This window comes from Aminobacter sp. 01T433 (genome assembly GCF_056398585.1).
In genome coordinates, this window is sequence record NZ_JBFTPR010000011.1 from 34,792 (window position 1) to 61,415 (window position 26,624).

Below are 26,624 nucleotides of genomic sequence, written 5' to 3' on the forward strand. Positions count from 1 at the left end.
GTGAAGCAGTGGAAGAGCGCAAGAAAGACGTCATTCGCGAGACCGATGCCCAGGCGATAGCGCTTGCCCGCTCACTGATGCGCACAGCCCGTCACGGCGCGCTTGCCGTCATCGAGCCGGAGACCGGTTCACCTCTCGCCAGCCGCGTCGGCACTGCCACCGACGTCGATGGCACGCCGCTGATCCTGATCTCAGGGCTGTCCGCCCACACCAAGGGCATCGTCGCCGATCCGCGCTGCTCGCTTCTGGTCGGCGAGATCGGCAAGGGTGACCCGCTCGCCTATCCACGTATCACCTTGTTTTGCCGGGCGGTTCGCCTGGAACGCGGCACACCCGAGCAGGCCCGCGCCGAGCGCCGCTACCTCAACCGCAACCCCAAGGCAAAGCTTTATGCCGGGCTCGGCGATTTTGCAGTCTTCCGGCTCGAGCTGGAGCGCGCCAACCTCAATGGCGGTTTTGGCAAGGCCTATCTGCTGACCCGCCACGACCTCCTTCTGGCGGGCGCTGCGGTGGAGGCGATTGCTGGGGCCGAGCAGTCAGCGCTCGATCACATGAACGCCGACCATCGCGAGGCAATCGCCATCTATGCCAGTCACTTCGGCAAGCTCGCCGACAAGGGCTGGGTGCTCAGCGGCTTTGATCCGGAGGGGATGGATCTGGCAGCGGGCGACGAGACCGGCCGCGTGCTGTTCCCGGAAATGCTTGGCGAGGCAGCGGATCTCAGACGAAGCCTTGTCGAAATGGCAAAGGAAGGTCGCGCAGCCAAGTCTTGATTTTTTGAGTGAAAGCTGATTTGTGCTGAAGAAGCTAGATTCGGCTATTGATTCCACTGACGAGCTGGCTTGGTAATTCGGCGTTGTTGCCCCCATGACGCCGGAAAGCATTGCGGATACACGGGGTACCCATGAAACCGAAAAAACTGACGGCCAATGCGGAAGCTGCGGCCTCCTTGCTCACGCTTATGGGCAACGAAAAACGACTGATGATCATGAGCCACCTGCTCGACACGGAGATGTCGGTGGGCGCTATCGCCGAAAAGGTATCGTTGAGCCAATCGGCACTGTCCCAGCATCTTGCGCGCCTGCGCAACGAAGAGCTGGTTGAAACGCGGCGCGATCGGCAGATGATCTATTACACCTGCAAGTCCGACGCCGTGCGCAAGCTTCTCGGCACGCTGGAAGGCATTTTCGAAGACGCCTGAAACTATCCAGCCCTTTCCAGGCTCCCATAGCGGCCTGCCCTCCGCTATGAAGCAGCCATGAACATCATCCGCATCGACGACCCCACCGACCCGAGTGTCGCTCCTTATCTCGACATACGCGAGCGCGACCTTGTCGGCCGCGAAGGACGCTTCGTCGCCGAAGGCAAGGTCGTGCTCAACGTGCTGTTTGGCGCGCGGCGCTTTGTGGCAGAGTCGGTGCTGGTTCTCGAAAATCGCCTCTCCGGCATGACTGAGACGCTGAGCCAAGCCCCCGAGGGCATGCCTGTCTATGTCGCATCGAGCACGGTCATCGACGCCATCGCCGGCTTTCACATGCATCGTGGCATTCTTGCCATCGGCCTCAAGGGCACCGCGATTTCGGTCGATGACATGTTGAGCGCCCTGCCCGAGCGTGCGCTGGTGGCTGTGCCGGTCGGCATTTCCAATCACGACAATATCGGCTCGATTTTCCGCAACGCCGCAGCCTTTGGCGCCGATGCGGTGTTGCTCGACGAAACCTGCTGCGATCCGCTCTACCGCAAGGCGATCAGGGTCTCGGTCGGCGCCGCGCTCAAGGTGCCGTTCACCGCAGGGGGAACGGCCAGCGAACTCGCCGATGCACTGTCTCGCCATGGTTTCGAGCAATTGGCGCTATCGCCTGCGGGCAAGGCCGACATCCGCGACTTGAAGCGCCCGAAGCGGCTGGCGCTCTATCTCGGCACCGAAGGCGAAGGCCTGCCCGAGCCGCTGCTGAAACGACTGACGACGGCACGCATACGGATGGCGCCGGGTTTCGACAGCCTCAATGTCGCGGCTGCCTCGGCGATCGCGCTGCATCACTTCACCGACGCCACGAACTGAACGAGCCTACTCGGCCGCTGGCGACTTCTGCAGCGCGCGGACACGGTCGGCAAGGCTGATCACCGCCGGCGCCTCGCCATTGCTCGGAGCACGGCTCTCGCCGACCTTGGCCAGCACGTCGGCAATCGGCGAATCTGGCCCTTCGAGCCGTGCCGTAAGTGCAACGACCTCAGCGGCCAGCTCGTGCATCTGTTCGCGCAATTGCGAATCCTGCCCCGGCGTCGAAGCGTTCCGCCCCGCCTGGGCAAGCTCACCCTTGAGCCGCTTGTTCTCGCGCATCAGGGTGGTCAGCCGACCTTCGAGGCGTTCGCGCTCGAGCGAGGGAGCGGCTCCGTTGGTCATGCTGTTGGTCTCCTGCGTGCCTTGCGGGCTTTTCAGTTGCTCACGCGCCTGGGCAAGTTCGCCCTCGCGCTGCTCGATCTTGTCGTCACGATCGTCCAGCGACGCCGCCATTTCCTGCAATTTCCTGTCGAGTTCGCCAGCACGCCTGGTCTCCGCCTTCAACGCTTCGCGCACCGCCTTGTTATCGGCTTCGAGTTCGCTCAGCCGTTGGTCGGTCTCATTGCGCTGATGGCGCAGCGTCGACATGTCGTCCGACAGCTTGCCTAACTCGCTTTCGCGGTTCACCAGTTCAATCTGGCGATTGCTCGAAGACAGGCTGGCCTCGTCATACAGGCCGCCGATTTCTTCGACCTCACGCGCACGCTGCTCCAGCACGCGCTCTGCTTCGGCGAGCTGGGCGACCAGCGCCTTGATCTGTTCGTCACGCTTGCCGAGTTCATTGCGCAGGTTGCCGCGCTTGGCATCGAGCTCGCTGACAACGCGCACCTCGTCGGCATGGTCGGTAACCACGATCTTCTGCGCCTCACGGATGCGGCTGAGGTCGACGGCCTGCGAGAGCACCTTTTCCTGCGACGCCTTGAGCTGGACCTCGACCTTGCGCAGCGCCATGGCGTGCTCGGCGCGCAGACTGTCCTTGTCCGCGCGGATTTCTTCCAGCGTCATTGGAAGTTTGGCCTCGACCCGCTGCCGGGTGACCGAGACGGCGCGACGCCACACCGCAGGCGCGATCAGCAGCACGAAAAACCCGGCGGTCAGAAAGCCAAGAACGAAAAACAGGATTGACTGGACCAAAGCACTTTACCCGTTACGGACAGGCGCGAGTTTGCCATGTTCCCATGGCAGGAATCCAGCACCGCTGCAAATGCTATGCATGACCCCGAAAATCGAAATCGATTTTCGCAAGGGATCATGCACAGATTTGACTGTTCAGCGTCCTTTGCGCGTCCATCAGGACGCGCGATACCGTTGTGGTACCCGTCCGATCCGCTCTGTACGCGATCAGAACGGATTCCAGGTCGGCTGCTGGGTCAATTTCAGGTAACCGAGATTAACGCCCAACCGGGCGCCAATGCCGGTGCGTACCGGTACCAGCAGGATATTGCCGCGCTTGAGAACGTTGAAGCCGACACCGGCAACCACATAGGCCGAACCCGCGACACCGCCATAACGATCGTAGAGATTGTTCACGTCATCGAGATTATAGACTAGGATCATGGTGCGCGAGCCCTGCCCGCCGAAATCCCAGCCCAGCGAAGGCCCCTGCCAGTAGACCTTATGGTCGCCGGCGTTCTTGGTGTAGAGCGTGCCTTCACCGTAGGTCAGGCCGCCGACAAAGGCGCCGGAACCCTCTTCGCCGAGGACATAGCCGTTCGGCAGTCCGTAAGACGCGAAGACCTTTTCGACGACGCTGGCGAGACCGCCCGAAGTCGAACCAAAAAAGCGATGGCCGGAATCAAGGATCTCCTGCGAGGTATATTGCTGCGCGCGCGACGCAGATGTCGAAAATGCCAGAACGCCGACAAGGACGAACACCGCGGCAACAAGCCGGGCAAACGTCCGGCCATAGAATCGGGAAATCATGCTTCCAAATCTCCGTCTGGGAGCACACTCTCTCCGACGCCCCGGACCCGCTGCTGCTCTTGATTGGCGGCTGGCTGGTCCAACTCCGGCAAACTATGCCGTAATCCTTTTTCAACCATTAAACTGGCCTACGAAGATGGCGGATCGAAGGCATGCCCATGAGTGGGAAAGTCTTGATTTGCGCAGAAAAGCCAGCATTTCGCGCACCCTTTGGCTGCTGTTTCTTGCCGCATGAGGCGGCGCTGTGTAACCAAGAGGACTGCAAGGCCAGCCCTGATTCGCCCAGCCGGGTGCCGTGGCCCCATTATTGTGGTTCAAGCCATTTGCCCGAGGGATGCCGTTCATGGCCGAATTGTTGACGCTTTCCGCTCCTGACCTTGCAGCACTGCTGTGCAGCCGGGTCTGCCACGACATCATCTCGCCGGTTGGCGCCATCAACAACGGACTTGAACTGCTCGACGAAGGCGGTGCCGACGAAGACGCCATGCGCCTCATCCGCACCAGCGCCCGCAATGCCTCGGCACGCTTGCAGTTCGCACGCATCGCCTTTGGCGCGGCCGGCTCGGCCGGTATGTTGATCGACACCGGCGACGCCGAAGCGGTCGCGACCGCCTTTTTCAAGAACGAAAAGCCGGAACTGATCTGGAGCGGCGGGCGCGCGCTTTTGCCCAAGAACAAGGTCAAGCTGCTGCTAAACCTGCTCCTGGTCGCCCATGCCGCGATCCCGCGCGGCGGCAAGCTCAACGTCCTGCTTGAAAACGTGGATACGGCGCCGAAATTCACCCTGTCGGCCAGTGGCCCGATGCTGCGCGTGCCACCGAAGTTCCTCGAACTGCATTCCGGCCAGAAGCCGGAAGAGCCGATCGACGCCCATTCGGTGCAGCCCTACTACGCGTTGCTTCTGGCGCGCGAGGCCGGCATGACGATCTCGATCCATGCAACGCCCGAAGAGATCCTGCTGACAGCCGAGTGATAGCACCAGGCTTTCTGTATAGCTAAAGACCAGCTTAGGACGATCGCCAGGTCATGCCTGGTGATCGCGCATAGCTTGGCTGATGTTTGCGAGCATATCAGCCAGACAATCGACGGCGATTTGCCGGCATCCCGCTGCCGAGCCTCAAAAACTTGAGACCAGCCAGCGAACGCTTGGCACGTGGCAGAAAACATCCCTTTCCGCCAATATTTCCAAGTTTTTTACCATCCGGGTTTTCCGCTTCTTTACGCACCAACGCTAGGGTCCAGGAAACACCCCGGCGCGTTTGGCGCGCTCGGCTCCCGAAAAGAGGAACGGGATATGAAGCGCTGCCTGTTCGTCGATGATTCGAGCGTCATTCGCAAAGTCGCCAAACGCATCCTGAATGGCCCGGACCTGGCCGTCGTCGAAGCCTCGACCGGTGCTGAGGGCCTCGACATGTGCGCCTATGACATGCCCGAAATCATCGTTGTCGACGGCGCATTGGAGGATATGACACCGGCCGAGTTCATCCGCCGTGTCCGCGCCATGGACGGCAGGGTCAAGCCGCAGATCGCGATCTGCCTGACAGAGGTCGACATTGGCGCCATCATGCGCGCGAAGCGGGCAGGCGCCCAAGGCTATCTGCTGAAGCCGTTCACCCGGCCGCAACTGCTCGACCGCTTCCGCGCCTTCGACGTAGCAGCCTGAACCCGGCTGGCGCAGAGGCCTGGACAAAGGGCGGCGAAGCGCAAATCGCAAGCGTTCATCCGCATGCAATGCGTTCTGGAAAAAAGAAAACCCGGCACGGAGGCCGGGTTTGACTGAAGGTAGTGCAAGAAAATCAGGCGATTTCGCGAAGCTCTTCCGGCTCACGCAGCACATAGCCGCGGCCCCAGACAGTTTCGATGAAGCTCTGGCCGCCGGAAGCAGCGTCGAGCTTCTTGCGAAGCTTGCAGATGAAGACGTCGATGATCTTCAGTTCCGGCTCGTCCATGCCACCATAGAGGTGGTTGAGGAACATTTCCTTGGTCAGCGTGGTGCCCTTGCGCAGCGAGAGCAGCTCCAGCATCTGGTATTCCTTGCCGGTCAAGTGCACGCGCTGGCCACCAACCTCGACCGTCTTGGCGTCGAGATTGACGATCAGCTCGCCGGTGATGATGACCGACTGGGCGTGGCCCTTCGAACGGCGGACGATCGCATGGATACGCGCCACCAGCTCGTCCTTGTGGAACGGCTTGGTCATGTAGTCGTCGGCGCCGAAGCCGAGGCCGCGCACCTTGTCCTCGATACCGGCCATGCCGGAGAGGATCAGGATCGGCGTCTTGACCTTGGACAGGCGCAAAGTGCGCAGAACCTCGTAGCCCGACATGTCAGGCAGGTTCAGGTCGAGAAGGATGATATCGTAGTCATAGAGCTTGCCGAGATCGACGCCTTCTTCGCCGAGATCGGTCGTATAGACGTTGAAGCTCTCCGATTTGAGCATCAATTCGATGCTCTGTGCGGTTGCACTGTCGTCTTCTATCAGCAGAACGCGCATTCATATCCCCTTTTCTGCTGCCGGAACCTCTTCGCGGTCCAATCCATACCGGCCCAGTGCTACTGAATCGGAGGCTGCCATCGAATGGTTAACAAAACCTAATTTCGTATGGAAGACCATATCAGAAATTTTAACCGGCGCATACACCCACTTGAATCTAAACATGAATCACACGGTCAACATCTTAACGCGACGCATTAACAAGGCTGACTAAGCGACTCCGGAGACAACCCGATCACATTCGCGGCGAAAACCAGAATCTTTACCGGGTCTTAAGTCTCGATGGATATGATTAACGATGCGCGTAAACGAATGGTTACCGGCGGAGAAAAACTTTAAAAGTTTGTTTTCCATATCCGGGAGTTCAAAACCGGTTCGGTTGCGGCGAGGTCCCTCGGGGCCGGAGTAGGCGAGTAGAAGTGCGTTTTTCGGTGTTCGGGAGTATCGGGTCATGAAATCACGTGAGAACCTGGTCAGACTCAAGCAGTTTCAGGTGAACGAAAAGCGCCGGCAGCTGATGCAGCTCGATTCGATGATCGCCGAATTCGACCGCATGGCCAACGATCTGGAACTGCAGATCGTCGCCGAAGAAAAGAAGGCGGGGATCACTGATCTCAATCATTTCGCCTATCCGACCTTCGCCAAAGCCGCGCGGCAACGACGTGACAATCTCAAAAACTCCCAGCATGACCTGGCGCAACAGCGCGCCGCAGCCGAATCCTTACTCGCCGAAGCTGAAGCGGAGCTGTCCAAGGCAGAGATGCTCGAATCGCGCGACCGCAGCACCCGCGACGCCGAGGCCGGCGGACGCAGCGCGATGATCGGCTAAAAGAAGATATTTTCCAGATAGTTAGTGCAGGATAACCGGCGCTAAGTAGCTCCCGAACTCAAGCGTCCATCGGGAAGCACCAGGGCCCTAGGCCACAAATTCAGCCGGCTCATTTTCGCCGGCCAGCGACTGGGCGCGCGAATCACGAATTTCAGGCGCATGGCGCTCGGCCCAGACCCTGATCTGGTTGAGCAGCTCGGCAAGGTTGTGTCCGAGTTCCGTCAGCTCATATTCGACGCGCGGCGGAATGACCGGGAAGATTTCGCGCCGCACCAGCCCGTCACGCTCCAGAATTCGTAGGGTCTGCGTCAGCATCTTGGGCGTGATGCCTTCGACCTTGCGGGCAAGCTCGCCATGGCGCCGCCTGCCCGGCTTCAAAGCTCCGACAACCAGATAGACCCATTTGCTCGCCAGCATCTCGAGCACGGTGTGCGACATGCATTCGCGCCTGAAGGCATCGTAGCCGAAGGGTGTGTCGGGTGCGCAATTACTATCCATAGGGTACCTATATATCATGCAGGTACATACTGGACAAGAGAATGATACTATCCAAATGATAGTGGCACATACATTCATCCCAAGGAGGCCATTCCCATGCGTGCCATTACCCAGAACACCGTCGGCGGACCTGAAGTGCTTGAGATCACTGAGCAGCCCGCACCGCAGCTCAAAGCAGGCGAAGTGCTGATCCGCGTCAAGGCAGCGGGCGTCAATCCCGTCGATGCCGCCGTGCGCGGCGGCTTTTACCCGCTTTTGGGTGAACCGCCTTTCGTGCTCGGCTGGGATTTGTCCGGCATCGTCGAAGCAGTCGGCCCGGCCGCCAACGGCTTTGCAACAGGCGACGAAGTCTTCGGCATGCCACGTTTCCCCGCGCAGGCGGCGGCCTATGCCGAGCTTGCATCAGTCCCGGCAAGCGAACTGGCGCACAAGCCTGAAGCGCTCGACCATGAAGCGGCGGCAGCCCTTCCCCTCGCCGGCCTGACCGCCTGGCAGGGCCTGGTGATTTCAGGGAAGCTCAAGGCCGGAGAGCGGGTGCTGATCCATGGGGCTGCGGGCGGTGTCGGCCATCTCGCGGTACAGATCGCCAAGGCGCGCGGCGCTTACGTCATTGCCACCGCAAGCCCGGGCAAGGTCGATTTCGTCCGCTCTTTGGGCGCCGACGAGGTGATCGACTACACCAAGGACGATTTTATTGCCAAGACGGGCCAGGTCGACATGGTGTTTGAGCCGCTGGGCGGCGACCATGCCGAAAAATCGCTGAAGGTGCTGCGCAAGGGCGGCGGGCTCATTGCCCTGCTCGACACCAGCGAAAAGGCGCAGTCAGACGCCAAGGCGCGCGGCATTCGCATCGAGCGGATTTTGGTGCGGCCCGACCGTGAGGGGCTGGAAGAACTCGCCAAGCTGGCGGCGTCCGGTAAGCTCAAGGTCCATGTCGCCAAAAGCTTCCCGCTCGCTGAGGCGGGCGCGGCGCATACCTACCTTGCCAGCAAGCCCAAGGGTAAGGTGGTGCTGACGCTCTAGAGCGCGGGAAATCCAGCTCCAAATGGAAAAGGGTGCGGCAAGCCGCACCCTTTCTTATTGGTTGGCCGCAACGGCCGGTGTCAATGACGGTATTGCTGGATGCGCGTGGTGCGCAGGCCTGCAAGCCCGTATTCGTCAATGGAAGCCTGCCAGGACAAGAACTCCTCAGTCGTCAACTTGTAGCGTTGGCACGCTTCGTCGAGACTGAGCAGCCCTCCCCTGACCGCTGCGACCACTTCCGCCTTTCGGCGGATGACCCACCGGCGCGTGTTGGTCGGGGGCAGATCGGCAATCGTAAGCGGGCTGCCGTCCGGCCCGATAACATATTTGACACGCGGTCTAACCAGATCGGTCATCGTACTCTCTACTAAAAACTCAAAGACCCAATCACCTGCCACACTAGCGCCACAGCTTTAAAAATTGCCTAAGCGAATACTAAGAGCTAAGTAACGAACGTGAACAGAACGTTAGACTCTCAATCCGCAATTTAACCATCTGCCCCGTTGGCTGGTTTCGCGTCGAAAAACGCCTATCGGCCCGGTGCGGGTGGCACTGCGAAGAGGCTTGACCTATATTGCAGCCATTGGCATGCAGCCGACCCTAAGACAGCGGAACGCAATCCCGATGAATAGCCTGGACCTGCCCGGACGCCCCGAAGACACCCGCGTGGTTGTTGCCATGTCGGGTGGTGTCGATTCTTCAGTCGTGGCGGGCCTGCTCAAACAAGAGGGTTATGACGTCGTTGGCGTCACGCTTCAGCTCTACGACCATGGTGCCGCGACCCATCGCGCCGGCTCTTGCTGTGCTGGCCAGGACATCGCCGACGCCCGTCGCGTGTCCGAAACGCTCGGCATTCCCCATTACGTGCTCGACTACGAGGAGCGGTTCCGCAAGGCGGTGATCGACCCGTTCGCCGAAAGCTACGTCGCGGGCGAGACGCCGATCCCCTGTGTGTCGTGCAACCAGACTGTCAAGTTTGCCGACCTGCTGGCCACCGCACGTGAGTTGGGCGCTGCCGCCCTCGCCACCGGCCACTATATCCGCTCCAAGCAGAACGGTGCCCACCGGTCGCTGTACCGGCCGGTCGACGCCGACCGCGACCAGAGCTATTTCTTGTTCGCCACGACCCAAGAGCAGATCGACTATCTGCGCTTTCCCTTGGGCGGCATGTCCAAGCCCGACGTTCGCGCCGCCGCCGAGCGCATGGGCCTGACGGTCGCCGCCAAGCAGGACAGCCAGGACATCTGCTTTGTGCCGCAGGGCAAATATTCCGACATCATCGCCAAGCTCAGGCCATCGGCAGCTAATCCTGGCGATATTGTCCATATCGACGGCCGCGTGCTCGGCCGCCATGAAGGCATCTTGCGCTACACCATCGGCCAGCGCCGCGGCATCGGCATCGCTTCGGGCGAGCCGCTTTATGTCGTGCATATCGACGCCGAGCATGCGCGTGTCGTCGTCGGCCCGCGCGAGGCGCTGGAGACGCACAAGATCTTCCTGCGTGGCATGAACTGGCTCGGCGACGACGCGCTATCCGCCGTGCCTGCTGGCGGGCTCGAGCTTTACGCCAAGGTACGCTCGTCGCGCCCGCCGCGTCCTGTCGTCTTGCACCACCGTGATGGCGCAACATGGGTCGAGCTGGTCGACGGCGAGTCGGGCATCGCTCCGGGACAGGCCTGCGTGCTCTATTCCGACGATGGCAACGAAGCGCGCGTCTTTGGCGGCGGCTTCATCGAGCGCTCCGAGCGCCACGCCGACGCCGAAGCGATGCTGTCGCGGCTGGCCGCAACGCCGGGACCGATAGCTGCAGAGTAATCACTGTCACCATGATGGAAGCAGCCAAACGCTGGGCGCGGCTCCTGAAGCGCGATGTCGTGGCGCTCTATCGTGCCGCGCGCAGCCCGCTGACGCCCTGGTACGCCCGGTTAGCCGCCGCGTGCGTCGCTGCATACGCATTGAGCCCGCTCGACCTCATCCCCGATTTCGTGCCCATTCTCGGCTATCTCGATGATCTTCTGATCGTGCCTCTGGGCATCTGGCTGGTTGTCCGCATGATCCCGACCGAACTGATGGCCAGCTTCCGCGCCGAGGCGGCCGAAATTGTCACCAAGCCCCGGAGCCTGGCCGGCCTCGCCTTCGTTGTGGTGGTGTGGCTTGCCGCCCTGGCCCTTGCCGGCTGGTGGCTTCTGGGCCGAGCCCAAGGGGAATAAGGCAGCAGGGCAGCAGCAATAGCCCTATTGCCCTACCCCCCTTTCAGCTCAATCGTGCGTGACCGTTCCCGCGGTGAGAATCCTGAGCACGCCGAGCGCTTCTTCAGCGCCAGTGCGCGGCTCTTCCCGCGTTTGGATGCAATGGATGAAATGCTCGAGCTCGCGCGTCAGCGGCATGGCATTTTCGAGCGGAATGTAAGTCGGCTCGTTCATGGTCGACGTCCACTGCCCGCCATCTTGCCAGACATTGTGGCGATAGACGGCTAGCTTGCGCTCCTGCGGCTCGACATCGTCGAACACCGCCATGCCCTTGGTTCCGACCACCGTCAGCCGACGCTCACGATAGGGATTGAGCCTGGACGCAAACAAGTGCCCGCGCAGACCGTTGGGGAAACGCATGTGCAGGTGAGCGAAATCGCTAAGGTGATCGAGCACCGCAGCACCCTCGCCACGCACCTCGATGGGAGAAGTGCCGGTGATCGCCAGGATCATCGACAGATCATGCGGTGCCAGATCCCACAACGCATCGTTTTCGGCGTGGAATTTGCCGAGGCCGAGACGGTGCGAATGGATGTAGCCGATTTCTCCAAGTTCGCCCTTGTCGACAAGCGCCTTGAGCCCTTCGAAGGCCGGGTGGAAACGCAGCACGTGACCGGTCATGAATACGCGGCCATTGTCGCGCGCGGCCTTCACGGCGCGTTCGGCGTCGGGCACGGTCAGCGCGATCGGCTTTTCGACCAGCACGTCCTTGCCGGCCTCGACAGCACGAATCGCAAAATCGGCGTGAAACTGCGGCGGCAGCGCCATGACCACGGCATCAATGTCGTCGCGGGCAAAGAGTTCGTCAGGGGTTACTGCCAGGCAGCCCTGCTCGGCGGCAAAGCGCTCGGCACGAGCCGGGTCGATGTCGGAGACGGCATGAAGGGCACCAAGCGACTTCAGGGTGCGGATATGATTGCCGCCCCAATATCCGCATCCAAGGACTGCAATACGCGGTTTCATCAGGCTCTTTCCAAGGGGATTTATGTCGGCAGACATAGTGGCCGCGCCTTGTGAACTCAACCCCGCAGCCTGCGCCAAAATCACCTGGCGCGCATGCATTTGAGCATACACGCAACAGCCAAGCTCGCTTGCAGCGAACTCTGCGGCCAAAACGCTGTCATGGCCGAACGTCGTTTGCGCGCTCCAGCGCTGCAGGAATGCCGTGTGAAAACCCGCCAGCAACACGCTGAACAACCACCTGACGAAGCGTCATGGGAATAATCCGGAATTGCCCGATGTGACTGCTTGACAGGTTCGTCATCCAGACATTATATCCGCCCGACCTTGGCGAACGCATCGACGCCTGCCTCTTGCGAGACAGTTTTTCGAGCCTTCTCCACCCTGGCGGGATAGCTCAGTTGGTTAGAGCACGGGAATCATAATCCTGGGGTCGGTGGTTCGAGTCCACTTCCCGCTACCACTTCTTCCAATAAGACATGTGAGCAGTTCACCGCGTTTCGTAGCTCGACGATGCGCGATTTCGACGTGTGCGCACCAATCGCCATGTCGAACAAATGACACATCAGCGAGCAATTGCGCATTTCTGAAAACCCTGCGAAACTGCCAGGCCTGAGCATGAGGCGCGACGCATGAGTTCCCGGACAGAAAACGCAAGGCTTGATGAGGCTGCCCGCGCGGGCTGGCTCTATTACGTCGCGGGCAACACCCAGGACCAGATCGCAACCAAGCTTGGCGTCTCGCGCCAGACAGCACAGCGCCTGGTCTCGCTGGCCATGTCGGAGGGACTGATCAAGGTCCGGGTCGACCATCCGATCGCCAACTGCCTCGACCTTGCCGCGCGGCTGCGCTCGCGTTTTGCGCTCGACCTTGTCGAGGTCACGCCCAGCGATCCGGATTCGTCGTCGACCACCATCGGTATCGCCCAGGCAGCAGCCACCGAGATCGAGAAATGGCTGCGCTCGGCCGAGCCTATCGTCATGGCAATCGGCACAGGCCGCACGCTGAAAGCGGCGATCGAGCAGCTGCCGCCGATGGAATGCCCCCACCACAAGGTGGTTTCGCTGACCGGCAACATCTCGCCCGACGGCTCGGCAGCGTTCTACAATGTCATCTTCAACATGGCCGACACCATCAAGGCGCGCAGTTTTCCCATGCCTTTGCCGGCCATTGCCTCGTCGCCGGACGAACGCCGCATGCTGCACAGCCAGCCGCTCATCCAGCCGACGCTGGCGCTGGCAGCGCAAGCCGACGTCACCTTTGTCGGCGTCGGCGACATGGGCCCCAGGGCCCCGCTCTATGAGGACGGCTTCATCACCGAAGCCGAACTCAAGGCGCTGCAGAAGGCAGGCGCGGTCGGTGAGATCGTCGGCTGGGCCTTCGACCGCGACGGCAGGCTGATCGACGGCATCACCAACGATCGTGTCGCTTCCGCACCCCTGCCCTCACGCGAACGCTCGCTGGTCGTGGCGCTCGCCATGGGCGAACGCAAGCTGCCGGGCATCCTGGCTGCGGTCACCCGCCGCCTCGTCAACGGCCTCATCACCGATGAGCGCACCGCCGCTGCCTTGCTGGCCAGCTGAGCTAAATCTCCAACCCGCTGCGCAACGACAGGCAGCCGCCTGCCGTTGAGGCATGGCGCGTCCGCATCTGGGCGACCGCTCGAACCGCCCTATTGTTCATGGCGTGAGCAATTGGCGTGGTTTTGGGCAGTCGCGGATTGGCAGCGCCCAGATTCCTGCTTGACATAAATCAGTTCGGGTGAATAATTGCTCACAGCCAAGGCAAATGCTCATCTTGGTCTTTGGGAGGAATTCGATGAAACTGAACACGCTCTTCCTGGGCTTGTGCGGAGCGAGTGCGCTTGCTTTTGCCGCTCACGCCGAAACAATCACCATCGCCACCGTCAACAATGGCGATATGGTCCGCATGCAGAAGCTGACGGACGACTTCACCACCAAAAATCCGGATATCCAGCTCGAATGGGTCACGCTCGAAGAGAACGTGCTGCGCGAGCGCGTCACCACCGACATCGCCACCAAGGGCGGCCAATATGATGTGATGACCATCGGCACCTATGAGGTTCCGATCTGGGCCAAGCAGGGCTGGCTGCTGCCGCTCGACAAGCTCGGCGCCGACTATGACACCGCCGACATCATTCCAGCCATCGCCGGCGGCCTGTCCGCCGACGGCAAGCTCTACGCAGCACCCTTCTATGGCGAGAGCTCGTTTGTCATGTATCGCAAGGACCTGATGGAGAAGGCCGGGCTCAAAATGCCCGACGCGCCGACCTGGGAATTCATCGCTGACGCTGCCCGCAAGATGACCGACCGGGCCAATGACATCAACGGCATCTGCCTGCGCGGCAAGGCCGGATGGGGCGAGAACATGGCCTTTCTGACCGCCATGTCGAACTCCTTTGGCGCGCGCTGGTTCGACGAAAAATGGCAACCGCAGTTCGACCAGCCCGAATGGAAAAAGACGCTGCAGTTCTATGTCGACCTGATGAAGGACGCCGGCCCCTCTGGCGCGTCTTCCAACGGCTTCAACGAAAACCTGGCGCTTTTCCAGCAGGGCAAGTGCGGCATGTGGATCGACGCCACGGTTGCGGCTTCCTTCGTGTCGAACCCCAAGGACTCCACCGTTGCCGACAAGGTTGGCTATGCGCTGGCGCCCGACAATGGTCTCGGCAAGCGCGGCAACTGGCTGTGGGCATGGTCGCTCGGCATTCCAGCCGGCACGCAGAAGGCAGAAGCGGCTGAAAAGTTCGTCTCCTGGGCGACCAGCAAGGGGTACCTCGACCTCGTCGCTTCCAAGGAAGGCTGGGCCAACGTTCCTCCGGGAACGCGCAGCTCGCTCTACGCCAACCCCGAGTACCAGAAGGCAGCCCCCTTCGCCAAAATGACGCTGGACTCGATCAACTCGGCCGACCCGACCAAGCCCACCGTCAAGCCGGTGCCTTATGTCGGCGTGCAGTTTGTCGCCATTCCCGAGTTCCAGGGTCTTGGAACGACGGTTGGACAGCTGTTTTCGGCGGCACTCGCCGGACAGTCGAGCGTCGATGACGCGCTGGCTGGTGCACAGACCGCCTCGCTCCGCGAAATGACCCGCGCCGGCTACATCAAATAGGCATCCTCCCGGTGCCTGGCCGTCCGGTCTCCCAGTCCGGACGGCCCCTTTCCGCTCGAAGCATCTTTTGATCTTACGCGGTGACAGCCATGGCTACTCGACAGACCCGTACGCTCGCGCGCTTCATGATGGCGCCGTCGGTGATCCTGCTCTTTATCTGGATGATCGTGCCATTGGCGATGACGCTGTGGTTTTCGTTCCTGAACTACAATCTGCTCAATCCGGGCAATGTCAGCTTCGCCGGCCTCTTTAATTACAAGTATTTCTACACCGACCCGGCCTTCTTCCAGTCGATCTGGAACACGCTGGTCCTGGTTGTCGGCGTGCTGCTGATCACCGTCATCGGCGGCATCGCGCTGGCGCTGCTGCTCGACCAGCCGATGTTTGGCCAGGGCATCGTGCGCATCCTGGTGATCTCGCCGTTCTTCGTCATGCCCCCGGTGGCGGCACTGGTGTGGAAGAACATGATCATGCACCCTGGCTACGGCGTCTTCGCCGACATCGCCAGGTTCTTCGGCGCCCAGCCAGTCGACTGGTTCGCGCAATACCCGCTGTTTTCGATCATCATCATCGTCGCCTGGCAGTGGCTGCCATTTGCCACGCTGATCCTTTTGACCGCGCTCCAGTCACTCGACGGCGAGCAGAAAGAGGCGGCCGAAATGGACGGCGCGGGCTTTGTCAGCCGCTTCATCTATCTGACGATCCCGCATATCTCGCGCGCCATCACGGTGGTCATCCTGATCCAGACCATCTTCCTGCTCGGTGTCTATGCGGAGATCCTCGTCACCACCAATGGCGGCCCGGGCTACGCTTCGACCAACCTGCCCTTCCTGATCTACCGCACGGCACTTCTTGGCTACGACGTCGGCGGCGCATCGGCCGGCGGCATCATCGCGGTCATCCTTGCCAACATCGTCGCCTTCTTCCTGATGCGCGCCGTCGGCAAGAACCTGGACAAGTGAGGAGCAACCCATGGCACGCGCAGTCTCGACCAATCGCAAGATCGGGTTCACCGTGGCCGCCTGGGTGGTGGCCCTGCTGATCTTCTTTCCGATTCTTTATACGATCATCACCAGCTTCAAGTCGGAGACCGAGGCGATCGCCGGCTTCAGCCTGATCCCGTCGGGCACGCTGGAGAGCTATGCCGAGGTCCAGGCACAGAGCAACTATTTCAAGTTCTTCCTGAACTCGGTGATCATCGCAGTCGGTTCGACGATCCTGGCGCTGCTGATTGCCATTCCTGCCGCCTGGTCGATGGCGTTTTCGCCGACCAAGCGCACCAAGGACATCCTGATGTGGATGCTCTCCACCAAGATGATGCCGGCGGTTGCCGTGTTGGTGCCGATCTACCTGATCTTCCGCGACACCCATCTTCTCGACACCCATATCGGCCTGACCGTCATGCTGATGCTGATCAACCTGCCGATCGTGGTGTGGATGCTCTACACCTACTTCCGCGAAATCCCCGGCGAAATCCTTGAAGCCGCGCGCATGGATGGCGCCTCGCTGTGGGGTGAGATCGTCTACGTGCTGACGCCGATGGCGGTACCCGGCATCGCCTCGACCATGCTGCTCAACATCATCCTGGCCTGGAACGAGTCGTTCTGGACCATCCGCCTGACCACCACCAACGCCGCACCGCTGACCGCCTTCATCGCGTCGTTCTCCAGTCCGCAAGGCCTGTTTTGGGCGAAGCTTTCGGCGGCATCGACACTGGCCATCGCACCGATCCTGATCATGGGCTGGTTCTCCCAGCGCCAGCTCGTCCGCGGCCTGACTTTCGGCGCCGTGAAGTAGTCGAACCCGCGGGAGGAAACCATGGGAAACATCAAGCTCAAGAAAGTGTCGAAATCCTTCGGCGCGACCGTCATCATCCCCAATATCGACCTGGAGATCGAGGACGGCGAGTTCGTCGTCTTCGTCGGGCCTTCGGGCTGCGGCAAGTCGACCTTGCTCAGGCTGATCGCCGGCCTGGAGGACACGACCTCCGGCAGCATCGACATCGACGGCCGCGACGTCACCGGCGAGGCTCCCGCCAAGCGGCGCCTGGCGATGGTGTTCCAGTCCTATGCGCTCTACCCGCATATGAGCGTTTACAAGAACATCGCCTTTCCGCTGAAGATGGCTGGCGACGACCCGGCCGTCATCGACAAGAAGGTCAAGGACGCGGCCCGCGTCTTGAACCTGACCAACTATCTCGAGCGCCGGCCAGGCCAGCTTTCGGGCGGCCAGCGCCAGCGCGTCGCCATCGGCCGGGCCATCGTGCGGCAGCCTTCGGCATTCCTGTTCGACGAGCCGCTGTCCAACCTGGACGCCGCCCTGCGCGGCACGATGCGCCTGGAAATCAGCGAGCTACACCACCAGCTCAAGACGACGATGATCTACGTCACCCACGACCAGGTCGAGGCAATGACCATGGCCGACAAGATCGTGGTGCTGAATGCCGGCAACATCGAGCAGGTCGGCTCGCCGATGGACCTCTACAAGACGCCCAAAAACCTGTTTGTCGCCGGCTTCATCGGTTCGCCCAAGATGAACCTGATCAACGGTGCGGCCGCTGCCAAGCATGGTGCGACGACCATCGGCGTCAGGCCCGAGCATCTTGGCATCTCGACCACATCAGGCGAATGGAAGGCAACAGTCGGGGTCGCCGAACATCTCGGCTCCGACACCTTCCTTCACGTTCAGGCGGACCAGGTTGGCCCGCTGACGGTCCGTGCCGACGGCGAGATCGGCGTGCGCCATGGCGAAACGATCTACCTCACCCCCAGCCCGGCCAAGATCCACCGCTTTGGCACCGACGGGAGGGCGATGTGAGCGGCAGGCTCAAGGGCAAGTCGGCACTGATCACAGGTGCCGCGCGCGGCATCGGCCGTAGCTTCGCCGAGGCTTATGTCCGCGAAGGGGCGACAGTTGCCATCGGCGACATCAATCTTGAGGCCGCCGAAAAGACAGCCGCCGAGATCGGAGCGTCGGCCTATGCGGTCAAGCTCGATGTCACCGACATGGCCTCGATCGAGGCAGCGGTGAAAGCGGTCGAAGCCAAGGCTGGCGGGATCGATATCTTGATCAACAATGCCGCCCTGTTTGACCTCGCACCCATCGTCGAGATTTCGAAGGCGAGCTACGACAGACTGTTTGCCGTCAACGTCGCCGGCACGCTGTTCACCATGCAGGCCGCGGCCCGCTCGATGATCGCCGCTGGCCGGGGCGGAAAAATCATCAACATGGCGAGCCAGGCCGGCCGGCGCGGCGAAGCGCTCGTCGGTGTCTATTGCGCCACCAAGGCCGCCGTCATCAGCCTGACCCAATCAGCCGGGCTCGACCTGATCAAGCATGGCATCAACGTCAACGCCATCGCCCCTGGCGTCGTCGATGGGGAACATTGGGACCACGTCGACGAGCTGTTCGCCGAATACGAAAACCTGCCCCGAGGCGAAAAGAAGCGCCTTGTCGGCGAGGCCGTCCCATTTGGGCGAATGGGGACCGCGCAAGACCTCGTCGGAATGGCGATTTTCCTCGCCGGGCCGGAGAGCCAATACATCATCGCCCAGACCTACAACGTCGATGGCGGCAACTGGATGAGCTGAAGACAGCGCTCCTCGCCCCGTTCACGGGGAGAGGATGCCGGCAGGCGGGTGCGGGGCAGAACCGACCTCCACGGTCAGTGCCGCTCCTCATCCGACCCTTAGGGCCAGCTTCTCCCCTAAACGGGGCGAAGGGGTCGGAGACATCTGCGCTTGAACCGCAAAAAGGAAAGCGTCGAACCATGACCGTGAAACTCTCCCAAGCGAATCTCGGCCAGCTTCCCGGAAACGTCGCGCGGCCCACTTACGACCGCTCGTCGCTCACAGCCGGCATCGTGCATTTCGGCGTCGGCAATTTCCATCGCTCGCACCAGGGCGTCTATCTCGACGAGCTGTTCAATTCCGGTCTGGGCCATGATTGGGCGATCGTTGGCGCCGGCGTCTTCGATGGCGAAAAGGTCGGCCGCGCGAAACTGGCCGAGCAGGACTGGCTGACGACCGTGGTGGAGCAGGACAGCGGCCATATGAGCGCCCGCGTGACCTCAGTCATGACCGATTTCCTGATGCCTGGCGACGCCGCAGCCATCATCGAGCAACTGGCCGATCCGGCGATCCGCATCGTTTCGCTGACCATCACCGAAGGCGGCTATTTCATCGATCCGGCATCCGGGGTGTTCAATCCGGCTCATCTCGAAATTGTGGCGGACGCTGAAAATATCGCAACGCCGAAGACCGTGTTCGGCATCATCCTCGCCGGTCTCATGCGGCGCCGCGAAGACGGCATCGTGCCCTTCACCGTCATGTCTTGCGACAACATCCCGGGCAACGGCCACGTCACATCAGATGCGATGGTCGGGCTTGCCCGGCTGGTTGATGAAACGCTGGCTGGCTGGGTCAGCGAAAACGTCGCCTTTCCCAACAGCATGGTCGACCGCATCACGCCTGCCACCACCGACCGCGAGCGCGCTATCCTGAGCAGCGATTTCGGTGTCGACGACAATTGGCCGGTGTTCTGCGAACCGTTCAAGCAATGGGTGATGGAGGATCATTTCACCGATGGGCGCCCGGCGCTGGAAAAGGTCGGCGTGCAATTCGTCCATGACGTCGCCCCCTTCGAGCTGATGAAGATCAGAATCCTCAATGGCGGCCATGCCACCATTGCCTATCCCGCAGGGCTGATGGACATCCATTTCGTCCACGAGGCAATGGACAATCCGCTGGTGCGCGCCTTCCTCGCCAAGCTAGAGCGCGAGGAGATCATCCCGACCGTGCCGCCGGTGCCGGGTGTCGTTCTGGAAGAGTATTGCCAGCTCATCGAACGCCGCTTTTCCAATCCGAAGATTGGCGACACCGTTCGCCGGCTGTGCCTCGACGGCTCCAACAGGCAGCCGAAATTCATCATTCCGACCATCGCCGACCGGCTGAAAGCAGGAGCTGGCATAACGGGCCTCGCGCTCGAATCCGCGCTCTGGGCTCGCTATTGCTTCGGGACCACCGATTCAGGCGCGGCGATCGAACCAAACGACCCCAACTGGGATCGCTTGCATGCAACCGCAAAGGCAGCCCGAGGCGTGCCCGAGACCTGGCTCGCCATGGAAGACATCTACGGCGAGGTCGGCAAGTCGCCGATCTTCGGCAAGGCCTTCAGCCATAGTCTCGATACGCTTTGGAAGCTGGGGACCAAAGAGACGCTGACGCGTTACCTCGGCGACAGTCTGTGAGCCAAGTCCAAGCTGCCGCTGACCGCTGGAATTACCAATGACCCGCATATAGACTGCGCGTCATGGCTTTGATTTGCGCACTTTTACATCAGGTGAAATTGCGACCAACTCCGTCCGGCAGCAGCAGTCGGCACGGGCTTTGCAGGGCGTTGTCATCCTGATGGCGGCCTATCTTTGTGCCGTCGACGTGGGCACGGGCAGCGCGCGCGCCGGCATTTTCGATCCCGCAGGCAAGCTGCTCGGCCGCGCCGAACATCCCATCGCCATGAACCGCTCGATATCGGGCCAATGCGAGCACGATTCCGAAAACATCTGGCAGGCGGTCTGCGCGGCAGTGCGTCTTGCGCGCGCGACCGCTGACGTTGAGCCGGGCGCCGTTGCCGGCATCAGCTTCGACGCGACATGCTCGACGGTGTTCAGGGGCAAGGCTGGCGAGCAGGTTGGCGTGTCGGGCTGCGGTGAGGACCGCTGGGACACTATCGTCTGGCTCGACCATCGCGCCTTGGCGGAGGCCGACGAATGCACGGCGACCCGCAACGACGTGCTTGATTATGTCGGCGGCGTCATGTCACCGGAGATGGCGACGCCCAAGCTGATGTGGGTCAAGCGTCATCTGCCGGAAAGCTGGGCCCGCACCGGTCAGCTCTTCGACCTTGCCGATTTCCTCACTTACAAGGCATGCGGCTCGCTCGCCCGCTCGCAATGCACGCTGACCGCCAAATGGACCTATCTCGCCCACGAGCGCGAAGCATGGCGTCACGACTTCTTCGCAGCGGTTGGCCTTGCCGACCTCTTCGAGCATGCCGCATTGCCTGGGCGGGCAAGTCCTGTCGGCTCCGATCTCGGCCCGCTTACGCCAGCTGCCGCCTCGGCGCTGGGGCTCACGATTGCTTGCCGAGTCGGCGCTGGCATGATCGACGCATTTGCAGGTGCAGTTGGCGTCATCGGCGGCCGGCCCGGGATCGAACGCCATCTCGCCTTGATCGCCGGCACCTCGAGCTGCGTGATGGCCATGTCAGCGGAACCGCGCCCTTTTGCCGGCGTATGGGGGCCGTATTTCGGCGCGGCGCTGCCTGATCTTTGGCTGAGCGAAGGTGGCCAGTCGGCAACAGGCGCCCTGCTTGACCACATCATCCGCTGGCATGGTGCTGGCGGCGAGCCCGACGTTGCGATGCACCAGCGCATCACCGAACGCATCATGCAACTGCGCAGCGTCGAAGGGCTCGATCTGGCCGGACGTCTGCATGTGCTGCCCGATTTCCACGGCAATCGCTCGCCGCTGGCCGATCCGCATGCGCTGGGCGTGATCAGCGGGTTGACGCTGGATGCCTCCTTCGACAGCCTGTGCCGGCTCTACTGGCGCACGGCCGTTGCGATAGCACTTGGCCTTCGCCACGTGCTCGACGCGCTCAACGCCAATGGCTACGGCATCGACACGCTGCATGTCACAGGCGGCCACACCCGCAATCCGTTGCTGATGGAACTCTATGCCGACGCGACGGGCTGCACCGTCGTCGAGCCAATTGGCGGCGACGCCGTGCTTTTGGGCACGGCAATGGCTGCGGCAGCCGCGAGCGGCCTCTATCCAAGCCTCACCAAAGCTTGTGCGGCGATGCGCCAGGAGGGCCGCGCTCGGCGACCCAATCCAGCGGCTCAGCCGCGCTTCGACCGCGATTATCGCGTGTTCCTCGAAATGCACCGCCAGCGCCGATTGCTCGACGAGCTCAGCTAGATTCGAGTCCATTGTTCCCATTTCGATGGGACCTAAGTCGCTTCCCCACGCAACCTGACGCGCATATTGGTTGAAATGATGTGGAACGCCTGACGGGCGTTCCATCGCTGGGCTTGGGCTGGGTCAAACAGGGAGCAAGCGCTGTCATGATCCGTCTCGCAGTTGTCGACGACCACCCTCTCCTCCGCGAAGGCGTCGTGCGAAGCCTGACCGAGATCGGCGGGTTTGAAATCATCGGCGAAGGCGCGTCCTCAAACGACGCCCGCAAGCTCGCCCAGGAAGAGCCAGAGATCATCCTGATGGATATCAGCATGCCTGGCGGCGGCATGAATGCCGCACGTGACATCCTCGCCGAGCAGCCCGGTCTCAAAGTCGCTTTGTTGACGGTTTCGGAAGCCATCAGCGATCTTGTCGAAGCGCTGCAACTTGGCGTGCGCGGCTACATTCTCAAAGGTGTCGGATCGCGATCGCTGGCCGAGATATTGCACAGGATCGCCAGTGGCGAAATCTATGTGGCGCCGGTGCTTTCCGCGCGGCTTGTCGCCGATCTGGAGTCGCGGATAGCCAAGGACAGTGGCAGCAATCTGCTGCATCGATTGACCCGGCGCGAGGATCAGATCCTACGTCTCGTCGGCAATGGGCTCAGCAACAAGGAAGTGGCCATGCGACTGAGCCTGCACGAAAAGACGGTCAAGCATCACATGACCAAGGTCTTTGCCAAGCTGGGCGTTCGCAACCGGACCGAGGCGGCGATGATCATGCACGAAATGAGCGCAGGCGCCCGCTGAGATGAAGACCTCGACCGGCATGCCCGGCAAAAGCCGATTGTCCTTGAGCTCGGCAAGCTCCTTCACCGTCACCGCGACATCGGCGACTTCGGCGCCGCCGTATTACCGACGTCGCCTCGGCGATCTTGATCTTCGTGAGTATGAACTCCAGGTCGGCTTTGTTGACATTGAAGCTGGTCGGCATGATCGTTACTGCGAGACGTTCGTTTGTTGGGGGACATGCGACGGGATCCTCGCGCCATATGAACGCGGCGCAACCAGCATTTTCGTATTCGTTCAGTCGACCGGGCTTGGAATTCAGAAACCAGCTTCGGTCAGGATCGCAGGAATTCGCACCACCATATTCTCGCCGGGAAGGACGCCTTGGTAGATAACAAGGTCTCATCAAATGGGGACACCTTGGTCTCGCCCCGCCCACTGACTTTCGGTGGAGGGGAACACGCGACCAATGATCCGGCCGCTGGCGGGACCGATGGCCAGGAGCGCATAGGGCTTTGGGCTCGTCTCAAGGACCCTTTCAGCTACTGGCACAGGCTTAGCCTGACAGCGCAATTTCTGACTGTTGCAACGCTGATCGTTTGCGGTTCGATGGCCATTCTCGGCCAATGGCTGAGTTCCCAGATCGAGGCCGGGCAAGTTCGCAGCCGGGCCGAATCCGCCAGCCTGTATATGCAGGGGTTCCTCGCCCCCCACATCCGTCATCTCAACGAAAATCTGGAAATGTCCGAAGCGCATATTCAAGAGCTGGATCGGATGCTCGTAAGCACGGATCTCTCGGAGAGGGTCGAAGGAGCCAGGATCTGGCGCCAGGACGGCACAGTGGTCTACAGCACCGAAAAGTCGCTCATAGGCAAGTTGATGATGACGGCCGATGTCGAAAGCGCCTTTGCCGGCACCATCGTTGCGCAGCTTGAAAGGCACCCCGACGACGAGGACGGAGTGAACAGGTCTTACCCCCTGCTTGAAATCTACGCCCCCATCTACCGCACCGAAGAAGCCGGGGTTGTCGCGGTGGGCGAGTTCTACGAAGAAGCCGGCCCTTTCATGGAAAGCCTGGCGAGCGCGCAACGCCAGGCATGGGCAGTCGTCGGGCTCACCACAGCGGCCATGATGGCGCTGCTGTTCCTGATCGTCAGACGGGCAAACAGGCTGATCACGTGCCAGCAGCACACGCTCGCCAGCCAGCTGGCCAATGCACAGGAACTCGCCGAACAAAACAGTGCGCTCGGCGCCATGGCCGACAAGTTGCGAATAGCTGCCAGCCAGGCCAACGAGCGCCTGCTCAATCGCATCGGCGCGGACCTCCACGACGGTCCCGTGCAGCTGCTCAGCCTGCTGATATTGCGCCTCGGCCAGTCGCCCTACAAAATGCGCGGCACATCGGCCCAAGCGCAGCCGTCGCAAGACACAGGCCCCATCGACACTGGCGCCGAGGGATTGGCCAAGCAGATCTTGTCTGAACTTCGCGACCTGTCGGGCGGACTGGTTTTGCCCGAGATCGGGAGCCTCAGTCTCGAAGAGACGCTCAACCTTGCCATCGCGCGCCACGAACAAGCGACCGGAACGATGGTCGAGACAACGTTTGACGAGCTTCCGGAGCAGATAGATCCTTCCTTGAAGATCTGTCTCTTCCGCGTCATTCAAGAAGGGCTCAACAATGCATTCCGCCATGGCGAAGCGCAACAGCAGCACGTCTTAGCCCGCTCCAGCGACACGTCCATAACCGTGATCGTCTCGGATTCCGGACCTGGGCTAGCGGTGCGAACCGATCCGCAAGGACGGGTCAATCCGCTCGGACTTCAGGGCATACGCAACCGCGTCGAAGTGTTCGGTGGCCGGGTTCAGCTGCGCCCCCGGCAACCACGTGGCGCTGAACTGTTCGTGGAAATCCCGCTGGCCGCCCTTCCAGCTAGCGCGGTAGACCTGAAGGTATCGACGACGACTTGAGCACCGTGCGTCTGGACGCGCGCAAGAGTCCGACGCGTTAGTGAAATGCCGGCTCCCGGTCGCTCCGGCTCTCCGCTTCCATTTTTTGCGCGGCGATAACCACCTCAAGGCGGTTTCGCGCCTGCAGCTTCTGCATCAGCACGGTCATGTAGTGCTTGACCGTCTTTTCGCTGATCCCGAGCGAGACTGCGATTTCCTTGTTGGTTCGGCCCCTCAGCAGCAGACGGATGATCTGCTCCTCGCGAATGCTGAGCTTGATCGCCTGCGCTGCGATTTTCCGCAGCGACGCATTTCTCAAGGCTGAGATGACTTTGCTGGCAAAACCCTGCGTGATGTAGACCTCGCCGCCATAGACGGCGCGCACGCCCCTCAGCACCTCGTCGGAACTGCTGCCCTTGAGGATGTAACCACTTGCGCCCGCTTCGAGCGCCCGGACAGCCGCCTCAATGCCCGTCGATGCGGTGAAGGCCACCACTTTCGTGTTTTCCGACCTGGAAGCGATTGCCGCGATGGCATCGAAGGCATCGCCGGGCAGGCTTAGATCAAGGATCAGAACATTGGGCAGATGCCGAGCTACAATTTCGATGGCATCAGCCGCCGTCCCGCCGCATGCCACGACATCAAAGTCGCCTTCCATTTCGAACATTCGAGCAACGCCAGAAAGCAACAGCGGATGGTCATCGACCAACGCGATGGAGATCGTCATGTACGCAAACCCCTACCCCTTACGCCGCTTACGTAGTGTAAGCGCGTAGGCTCCTCGCGTAAACAGATGTATTAGCAATTAGTTAACCACCAGCGTTTCGGCGACGGCACCGGCACGATCAAGGTCGTTTCTGGCAGGAATCTTTGGCGAAACTAGACCGAAAACCCTATCCGTATTGGGTAGCTTCACCGTGTTGCCTAAGCACAATGGTGGAGGGTAGTGGGTGAAACTACCCCTTTTGGGGTACAAAGACGTGCCCTTGCCTGAGCCGAAATGGTGCAGCCAAGCGTGCTGCACCATCGCGGCGATCTCATGCCGTGCGGAAGCGACTTTGCCGCAAGCCTTTGCGGTTCAGCCACCAACTGCTGATCGTTGGAAGCGCATAAACCGAAAGCTGGACCGCGACGATCGCGATGCAAACAATGATCAGGTAAGCCAGTAGGATCGCCGAGGCGGGAACGGTGAAGTTGAACTGCACCAGCGCCCCCAGCGCCACCGGGACGTACCAGGAGGCGACCGAAATCGCTCCCGATGCCAAAAAGGCATGCCGCTGCCGATTGCTCATCGACAAAAACAGCGGCTTGCCGACCTGTTCTGCTATGCGCGGCAACACCACAGCGTGGATGAAGACGCCGTTGACGCTTAGCACCCAGACTATGGCGAGCTTGGCCCAGATCTTTTCATTGGTCAGCTTCACCGGCTCGCAAATTGCGTAAAGCACGAGAAATCCAAGTCCGGTCAGCCAGAGGATAAGCAGTCCGACATTGACCAATCTGGAGACGAACTTGAACACGATCCATTTTTCGGGCGTGATCTTTTCGCTGACAAAAAACCGCATCAGCATCAGGTCGAGCACCGTGGCGCCGCCCAGGCCAAGCGCCAAACCTATGAAATGAACGAACCGCAAGACCGTGCGGGTAGCCAAGACAACGTCGGCACAAAATGCTTGAAGTAGAAGGCTCATCGCGTTTCCCTCACAAAATGAGAAATCAGGAAAGCGCGCAGTCCCGCCGATGCCTCGAGCCTCTCATGGCAAAA

At 61.1% G+C, this 26,624-nt stretch carries 28 protein-coding genes and 1 tRNA gene; 21 read left to right on the forward strand and 8 right to left on the reverse strand.

Annotation, left to right across the window (positions count from 1 at the left end; genetic code table 11):
• Positions 1-8: 8 nt before the first annotated feature.
• From AC1DLV_RS19225 to AC1DLV_RS19235, 3 genes are all read left to right on the forward strand, one after another.
• Positions 9-773, forward strand: a complete 765-nt coding sequence (locus AC1DLV_RS19225; protein WP_476801527.1) for a HugZ family pyridoxamine 5'-phosphate oxidase — start codon at positions 9-11, stop codon at positions 771-773.
• Positions 774-904: 131 nt separating this feature from the next.
• Entirely contained in the window at positions 905-1,201 is a 297-nt protein-coding gene (locus AC1DLV_RS19230; protein WP_476781522.1) for an ArsR/SmtB family transcription factor, read from the forward strand.
• 57 nt (positions 1,202-1,258) lie between these two features.
• Positions 1,259-2,062: a TrmH family RNA methyltransferase gene (locus AC1DLV_RS19235; protein ID WP_476801528.1), complete on the forward strand. Its 804-nt coding sequence runs from the start codon at positions 1,259-1,261 to the stop codon at positions 2,060-2,062.
• A gap of 6 nt (positions 2,063-2,068) precedes the next feature.
• Here the strand turns inward: AC1DLV_RS19235 and AC1DLV_RS19240 are convergent, their stop codons facing one another.
• Positions 2,069-3,196, reverse strand: coding sequence for a coiled-coil domain-containing protein (locus AC1DLV_RS19240; RefSeq protein WP_476801529.1), 1,128 nt, complete (start codon positions 3,194-3,196; stop codon positions 2,069-2,071).
• 207 nt (positions 3,197-3,403) lie between these two features.
• Entirely contained in the window at positions 3,404-3,985 is a 582-nt protein-coding gene (locus AC1DLV_RS19245) for a DUF1134 domain-containing protein (protein ID WP_476801530.1), read from the reverse strand.
• A gap of 343 nt (positions 3,986-4,328) precedes the next feature.
• On the opposite strand from AC1DLV_RS19245, the gene chpT reads away from it, so the two are divergent.
• Positions 4,329-4,958, forward strand: coding sequence for a histidine phosphotransferase ChpT (gene chpT, locus AC1DLV_RS19250; protein ID WP_476836210.1), 630 nt, complete (start codon positions 4,329-4,331; stop codon positions 4,956-4,958).
• 321 nt (positions 4,959-5,279) lie between these two features.
• Positions 5,280-5,648 (forward strand): response regulator, encoded by a 369-nt coding sequence (locus tag AC1DLV_RS19255; RefSeq protein ID WP_476801532.1) that lies wholly within the window; start codon positions 5,280-5,282, stop codon positions 5,646-5,648.
• A gap of 133 nt (positions 5,649-5,781) precedes the next feature.
• Here AC1DLV_RS19255 and ctrA read toward each other — a convergent pair whose 3' ends face one another.
• On the reverse strand, positions 5,782-6,477 hold the full coding sequence (gene ctrA / locus AC1DLV_RS19260) for a response regulator transcription factor CtrA (protein WP_476787921.1): 696 nt from the start codon (positions 6,475-6,477) through the stop codon (positions 5,782-5,784).
• Between the two features lie 451 nt (positions 6,478-6,928).
• On the opposite strand from ctrA, the gene AC1DLV_RS19265 reads away from it, so the two are divergent.
• The gene (locus tag AC1DLV_RS19265; protein WP_476801533.1) at positions 6,929-7,306 is read left to right on the forward strand and encodes a flagellar export protein FliJ; all 378 of its coding nucleotides are present in this window, start codon (positions 6,929-6,931) and stop codon (positions 7,304-7,306) included.
• A gap of 87 nt (positions 7,307-7,393) precedes the next feature.
• On the opposite strand, the gene AC1DLV_RS19270 is transcribed toward AC1DLV_RS19265, so the two are convergent.
• Positions 7,394-7,804: a winged helix-turn-helix transcriptional regulator gene (locus AC1DLV_RS19270; protein ID WP_476836211.1), complete on the reverse strand. Its 411-nt coding sequence runs from the start codon at positions 7,802-7,804 to the stop codon at positions 7,394-7,396.
• Between the two features lie 96 nt (positions 7,805-7,900).
• Between AC1DLV_RS19270 and AC1DLV_RS19275 the strand changes: the two genes are divergently transcribed.
• Positions 7,901-8,827 (forward strand): NADP-dependent oxidoreductase, encoded by a 927-nt coding sequence (locus tag AC1DLV_RS19275; RefSeq protein ID WP_476801535.1) that lies wholly within the window; start codon positions 7,901-7,903, stop codon positions 8,825-8,827.
• Between the two features lie 80 nt (positions 8,828-8,907).
• Here AC1DLV_RS19275 and sciP read toward each other — a convergent pair whose 3' ends face one another.
• Entirely contained in the window at positions 8,908-9,183 is a 276-nt protein-coding gene (gene sciP, locus AC1DLV_RS19280) for a CtrA inhibitor SciP (RefSeq protein ID WP_013529904.1), read from the reverse strand.
• Positions 9,184-9,451: 268 nt separating this feature from the next.
• On the opposite strand from sciP, the gene mnmA reads away from it, so the two are divergent.
• Both mnmA and AC1DLV_RS19290 read left to right on the forward strand, forming a co-directional pair.
• On the forward strand, positions 9,452-10,642 hold the full coding sequence (gene mnmA / locus AC1DLV_RS19285; RefSeq protein ID WP_476801536.1) for a tRNA 2-thiouridine(34) synthase MnmA: 1,191 nt from the start codon (positions 9,452-9,454) through the stop codon (positions 10,640-10,642).
• A gap of 11 nt (positions 10,643-10,653) precedes the next feature.
• Complete coding sequence (locus AC1DLV_RS19290; RefSeq protein ID WP_476801537.1) at positions 10,654-11,037, forward strand: YkvA family protein; 384 nt, start codon at positions 10,654-10,656, stop codon at positions 11,035-11,037.
• Between the two features lie 48 nt (positions 11,038-11,085).
• Here the strand turns inward: AC1DLV_RS19290 and AC1DLV_RS19295 are convergent, their stop codons facing one another.
• Positions 11,086-12,039 (reverse strand): Gfo/Idh/MocA family protein, encoded by a 954-nt coding sequence (locus tag AC1DLV_RS19295; protein ID WP_476801538.1) that lies wholly within the window; start codon positions 12,037-12,039, stop codon positions 11,086-11,088.
• A gap of 383 nt (positions 12,040-12,422) precedes the next feature.
• Here AC1DLV_RS19295 and AC1DLV_RS19300 point away from each other — a divergent pair.
• The 12 genes from AC1DLV_RS19300 (at position 12,423) to AC1DLV_RS19355 (ending at position 24,880) form a co-directional block, all read left to right on the forward strand.
• A tRNA-Met gene (locus AC1DLV_RS19300) sits at positions 12,423-12,499 on the forward strand.
• Between the two features lie 169 nt (positions 12,500-12,668).
• Positions 12,669-13,619 (forward strand): sugar-binding transcriptional regulator, encoded by a 951-nt coding sequence (locus AC1DLV_RS19305; protein ID WP_476836212.1) that lies wholly within the window; start codon positions 12,669-12,671, stop codon positions 13,617-13,619.
• A 235-nt stretch (positions 13,620-13,854) separates the two neighbouring features.
• Positions 13,855-15,165 carry an ABC transporter substrate-binding protein gene (locus tag AC1DLV_RS19310; protein WP_476801540.1) on the forward strand — a complete coding sequence of 437 codons (1,311 nt, stop codon included), beginning with the start codon at positions 13,855-13,857 and terminating at the stop codon, positions 15,163-15,165.
• Positions 15,166-15,254: 89 nt separating this feature from the next.
• Positions 15,255-16,127 (forward strand): carbohydrate ABC transporter permease, encoded by an 873-nt coding sequence (locus tag AC1DLV_RS19315; RefSeq protein ID WP_476801541.1) that lies wholly within the window; start codon positions 15,255-15,257, stop codon positions 16,125-16,127.
• 10 nt (positions 16,128-16,137) lie between these two features.
• Positions 16,138-16,962 carry a carbohydrate ABC transporter permease gene (locus AC1DLV_RS19320; RefSeq protein WP_476784587.1) on the forward strand — a complete coding sequence of 275 codons (825 nt, stop codon included), beginning with the start codon at positions 16,138-16,140 and terminating at the stop codon, positions 16,960-16,962.
• A 21-nt stretch (positions 16,963-16,983) separates the two neighbouring features.
• Entirely contained in the window at positions 16,984-17,982 is a 999-nt protein-coding gene (locus AC1DLV_RS19325) for an ABC transporter ATP-binding protein (RefSeq protein ID WP_476801542.1), read from the forward strand.
• Positions 17,979-18,755, forward strand: a complete 777-nt coding sequence (locus AC1DLV_RS19330) for an L-iditol 2-dehydrogenase (protein WP_476801543.1) — start codon at positions 17,979-17,981, stop codon at positions 18,753-18,755. Before AC1DLV_RS19325 ends, AC1DLV_RS19330 begins: the two co-directional genes overlap by 4 nt.
• Before the next feature lie 179 nt (positions 18,756-18,934).
• The gene (locus tag AC1DLV_RS19335) at positions 18,935-20,413 is read left to right on the forward strand and encodes a mannitol dehydrogenase family protein (protein WP_476801544.1); all 1,479 of its coding nucleotides are present in this window, start codon (positions 18,935-18,937) and stop codon (positions 20,411-20,413) included.
• 160 nt (positions 20,414-20,573) lie between these two features.
• Positions 20,574-22,145: an FGGY-family carbohydrate kinase gene (locus AC1DLV_RS19340; protein WP_476801545.1), complete on the forward strand. Its 1,572-nt coding sequence runs from the start codon at positions 20,574-20,576 to the stop codon at positions 22,143-22,145.
• Positions 22,146-22,291: 146 nt separating this feature from the next.
• Positions 22,292-22,933, forward strand: coding sequence for a LuxR C-terminal-related transcriptional regulator (locus tag AC1DLV_RS19345; protein ID WP_476801546.1), 642 nt, complete (start codon positions 22,292-22,294; stop codon positions 22,931-22,933).
• 1 nt (position 22,934) lies between these two features.
• Positions 22,935-23,303 carry a hypothetical protein gene (locus AC1DLV_RS19350; protein WP_476801547.1) on the forward strand — a complete coding sequence of 123 codons (369 nt, stop codon included), beginning with the start codon at positions 22,935-22,937 and terminating at the stop codon, positions 23,301-23,303.
• A gap of 218 nt (positions 23,304-23,521) precedes the next feature.
• The gene (locus AC1DLV_RS19355) at positions 23,522-24,880 is read left to right on the forward strand and encodes a sensor histidine kinase (RefSeq protein ID WP_476801548.1); all 1,359 of its coding nucleotides are present in this window, start codon (positions 23,522-23,524) and stop codon (positions 24,878-24,880) included.
• A 37-nt stretch (positions 24,881-24,917) separates the two neighbouring features.
• On the opposite strand, the gene AC1DLV_RS19360 is transcribed toward AC1DLV_RS19355, so the two are convergent.
• Together AC1DLV_RS19360 and AC1DLV_RS19365 are read right to left on the reverse strand one after the other, a co-directional pair.
• Positions 24,918-25,586, reverse strand: coding sequence for a response regulator (locus tag AC1DLV_RS19360; RefSeq protein ID WP_476801549.1), 669 nt, complete (start codon positions 25,584-25,586; stop codon positions 24,918-24,920).
• 310 nt (positions 25,587-25,896) lie between these two features.
• Complete coding sequence (locus AC1DLV_RS19365) at positions 25,897-26,550, reverse strand: hypothetical protein (protein ID WP_476801550.1); 654 nt, start codon at positions 26,548-26,550, stop codon at positions 25,897-25,899.
• Positions 26,551-26,624 lie beyond the last annotated feature (74 nt).

Coding starts and splice junctions, on each gene's coding strand:
- AC1DLV_RS19290 (WP_476801537.1), top strand. CDS start 10,654: ATGATGGAAGCAGCCAAACGCTGGGCGCGGCTCCTGAAGCGCGATGTC.
- mnmA (WP_476801536.1), top strand. CDS start 9,452: ATGAATAGCCTGGACCTGCCCGGACGCCCCGAAGACACCCGCGTGGTT.
- AC1DLV_RS19305 (WP_476836212.1), top strand. CDS start 12,669: ATGAGTTCCCGGACAGAAAACGCAAGGCTTGATGAGGCTGCCCGCGCG.
- AC1DLV_RS19295 (WP_476801538.1), bottom strand. CDS start 12,039: ATGAAACCGCGTATTGCAGTCCTTGGATGCGGATATTGGGGCGGCAAT.
- AC1DLV_RS19355 (WP_476801548.1), top strand. CDS start 23,522: ATGGCCATTCTCGGCCAATGGCTGAGTTCCCAGATCGAGGCCGGGCAA.
- AC1DLV_RS19275 (WP_476801535.1), top strand. CDS start 7,901: ATGCGTGCCATTACCCAGAACACCGTCGGCGGACCTGAAGTGCTTGAG.
- AC1DLV_RS19365 (WP_476801550.1), bottom strand. CDS start 26,550: ATGAGCCTTCTACTTCAAGCATTTTGTGCCGACGTTGTCTTGGCTACC.
- AC1DLV_RS19245 (WP_476801530.1), bottom strand. CDS start 3,985: ATGATTTCCCGATTCTATGGCCGGACGTTTGCCCGGCTTGTTGCCGCG.
- AC1DLV_RS19265 (WP_476801533.1), top strand. CDS start 6,929: ATGAAATCACGTGAGAACCTGGTCAGACTCAAGCAGTTTCAGGTGAAC.
- AC1DLV_RS19310 (WP_476801540.1), top strand. CDS start 13,855: ATGAAACTGAACACGCTCTTCCTGGGCTTGTGCGGAGCGAGTGCGCTT.
- AC1DLV_RS19360 (WP_476801549.1), bottom strand. CDS start 25,586: ATGACGATCTCCATCGCGTTGGTCGATGACCATCCGCTGTTGCTTTCT.
- AC1DLV_RS19315 (WP_476801541.1), top strand. CDS start 15,255: ATGGCTACTCGACAGACCCGTACGCTCGCGCGCTTCATGATGGCGCCG.
- AC1DLV_RS19345 (WP_476801546.1), top strand. CDS start 22,292: ATGATCCGTCTCGCAGTTGTCGACGACCACCCTCTCCTCCGCGAAGGC.
- AC1DLV_RS19320 (WP_476784587.1), top strand. CDS start 16,138: ATGGCACGCGCAGTCTCGACCAATCGCAAGATCGGGTTCACCGTGGCC.
- AC1DLV_RS19235 (WP_476801528.1), top strand. CDS start 1,259: ATGAACATCATCCGCATCGACGACCCCACCGACCCGAGTGTCGCTCCT.
- AC1DLV_RS19325 (WP_476801542.1), top strand. CDS start 16,984: ATGGGAAACATCAAGCTCAAGAAAGTGTCGAAATCCTTCGGCGCGACC.
- chpT (WP_476836210.1), top strand. CDS start 4,329: ATGGCCGAATTGTTGACGCTTTCCGCTCCTGACCTTGCAGCACTGCTG.
- AC1DLV_RS19270 (WP_476836211.1), bottom strand. CDS start 7,804: ATGGATAGTAATTGCGCACCCGACACACCCTTCGGCTACGATGCCTTC.
- AC1DLV_RS19255 (WP_476801532.1), top strand. CDS start 5,280: ATGAAGCGCTGCCTGTTCGTCGATGATTCGAGCGTCATTCGCAAAGTC.
- AC1DLV_RS19350 (WP_476801547.1), top strand. CDS start 22,935: ATGAAGACCTCGACCGGCATGCCCGGCAAAAGCCGATTGTCCTTGAGC.
- AC1DLV_RS19230 (WP_476781522.1), top strand. CDS start 905: ATGAAACCGAAAAAACTGACGGCCAATGCGGAAGCTGCGGCCTCCTTG.
- AC1DLV_RS19335 (WP_476801544.1), top strand. CDS start 18,935: ATGACCGTGAAACTCTCCCAAGCGAATCTCGGCCAGCTTCCCGGAAAC.
- AC1DLV_RS19340 (WP_476801545.1), top strand. CDS start 20,574: ATGGCGGCCTATCTTTGTGCCGTCGACGTGGGCACGGGCAGCGCGCGC.
- ctrA (WP_476787921.1), bottom strand. CDS start 6,477: ATGCGCGTTCTGCTGATAGAAGACGACAGTGCAACCGCACAGAGCATC.
- sciP (WP_013529904.1), bottom strand. CDS start 9,183: ATGACCGATCTGGTTAGACCGCGTGTCAAATATGTTATCGGGCCGGAC.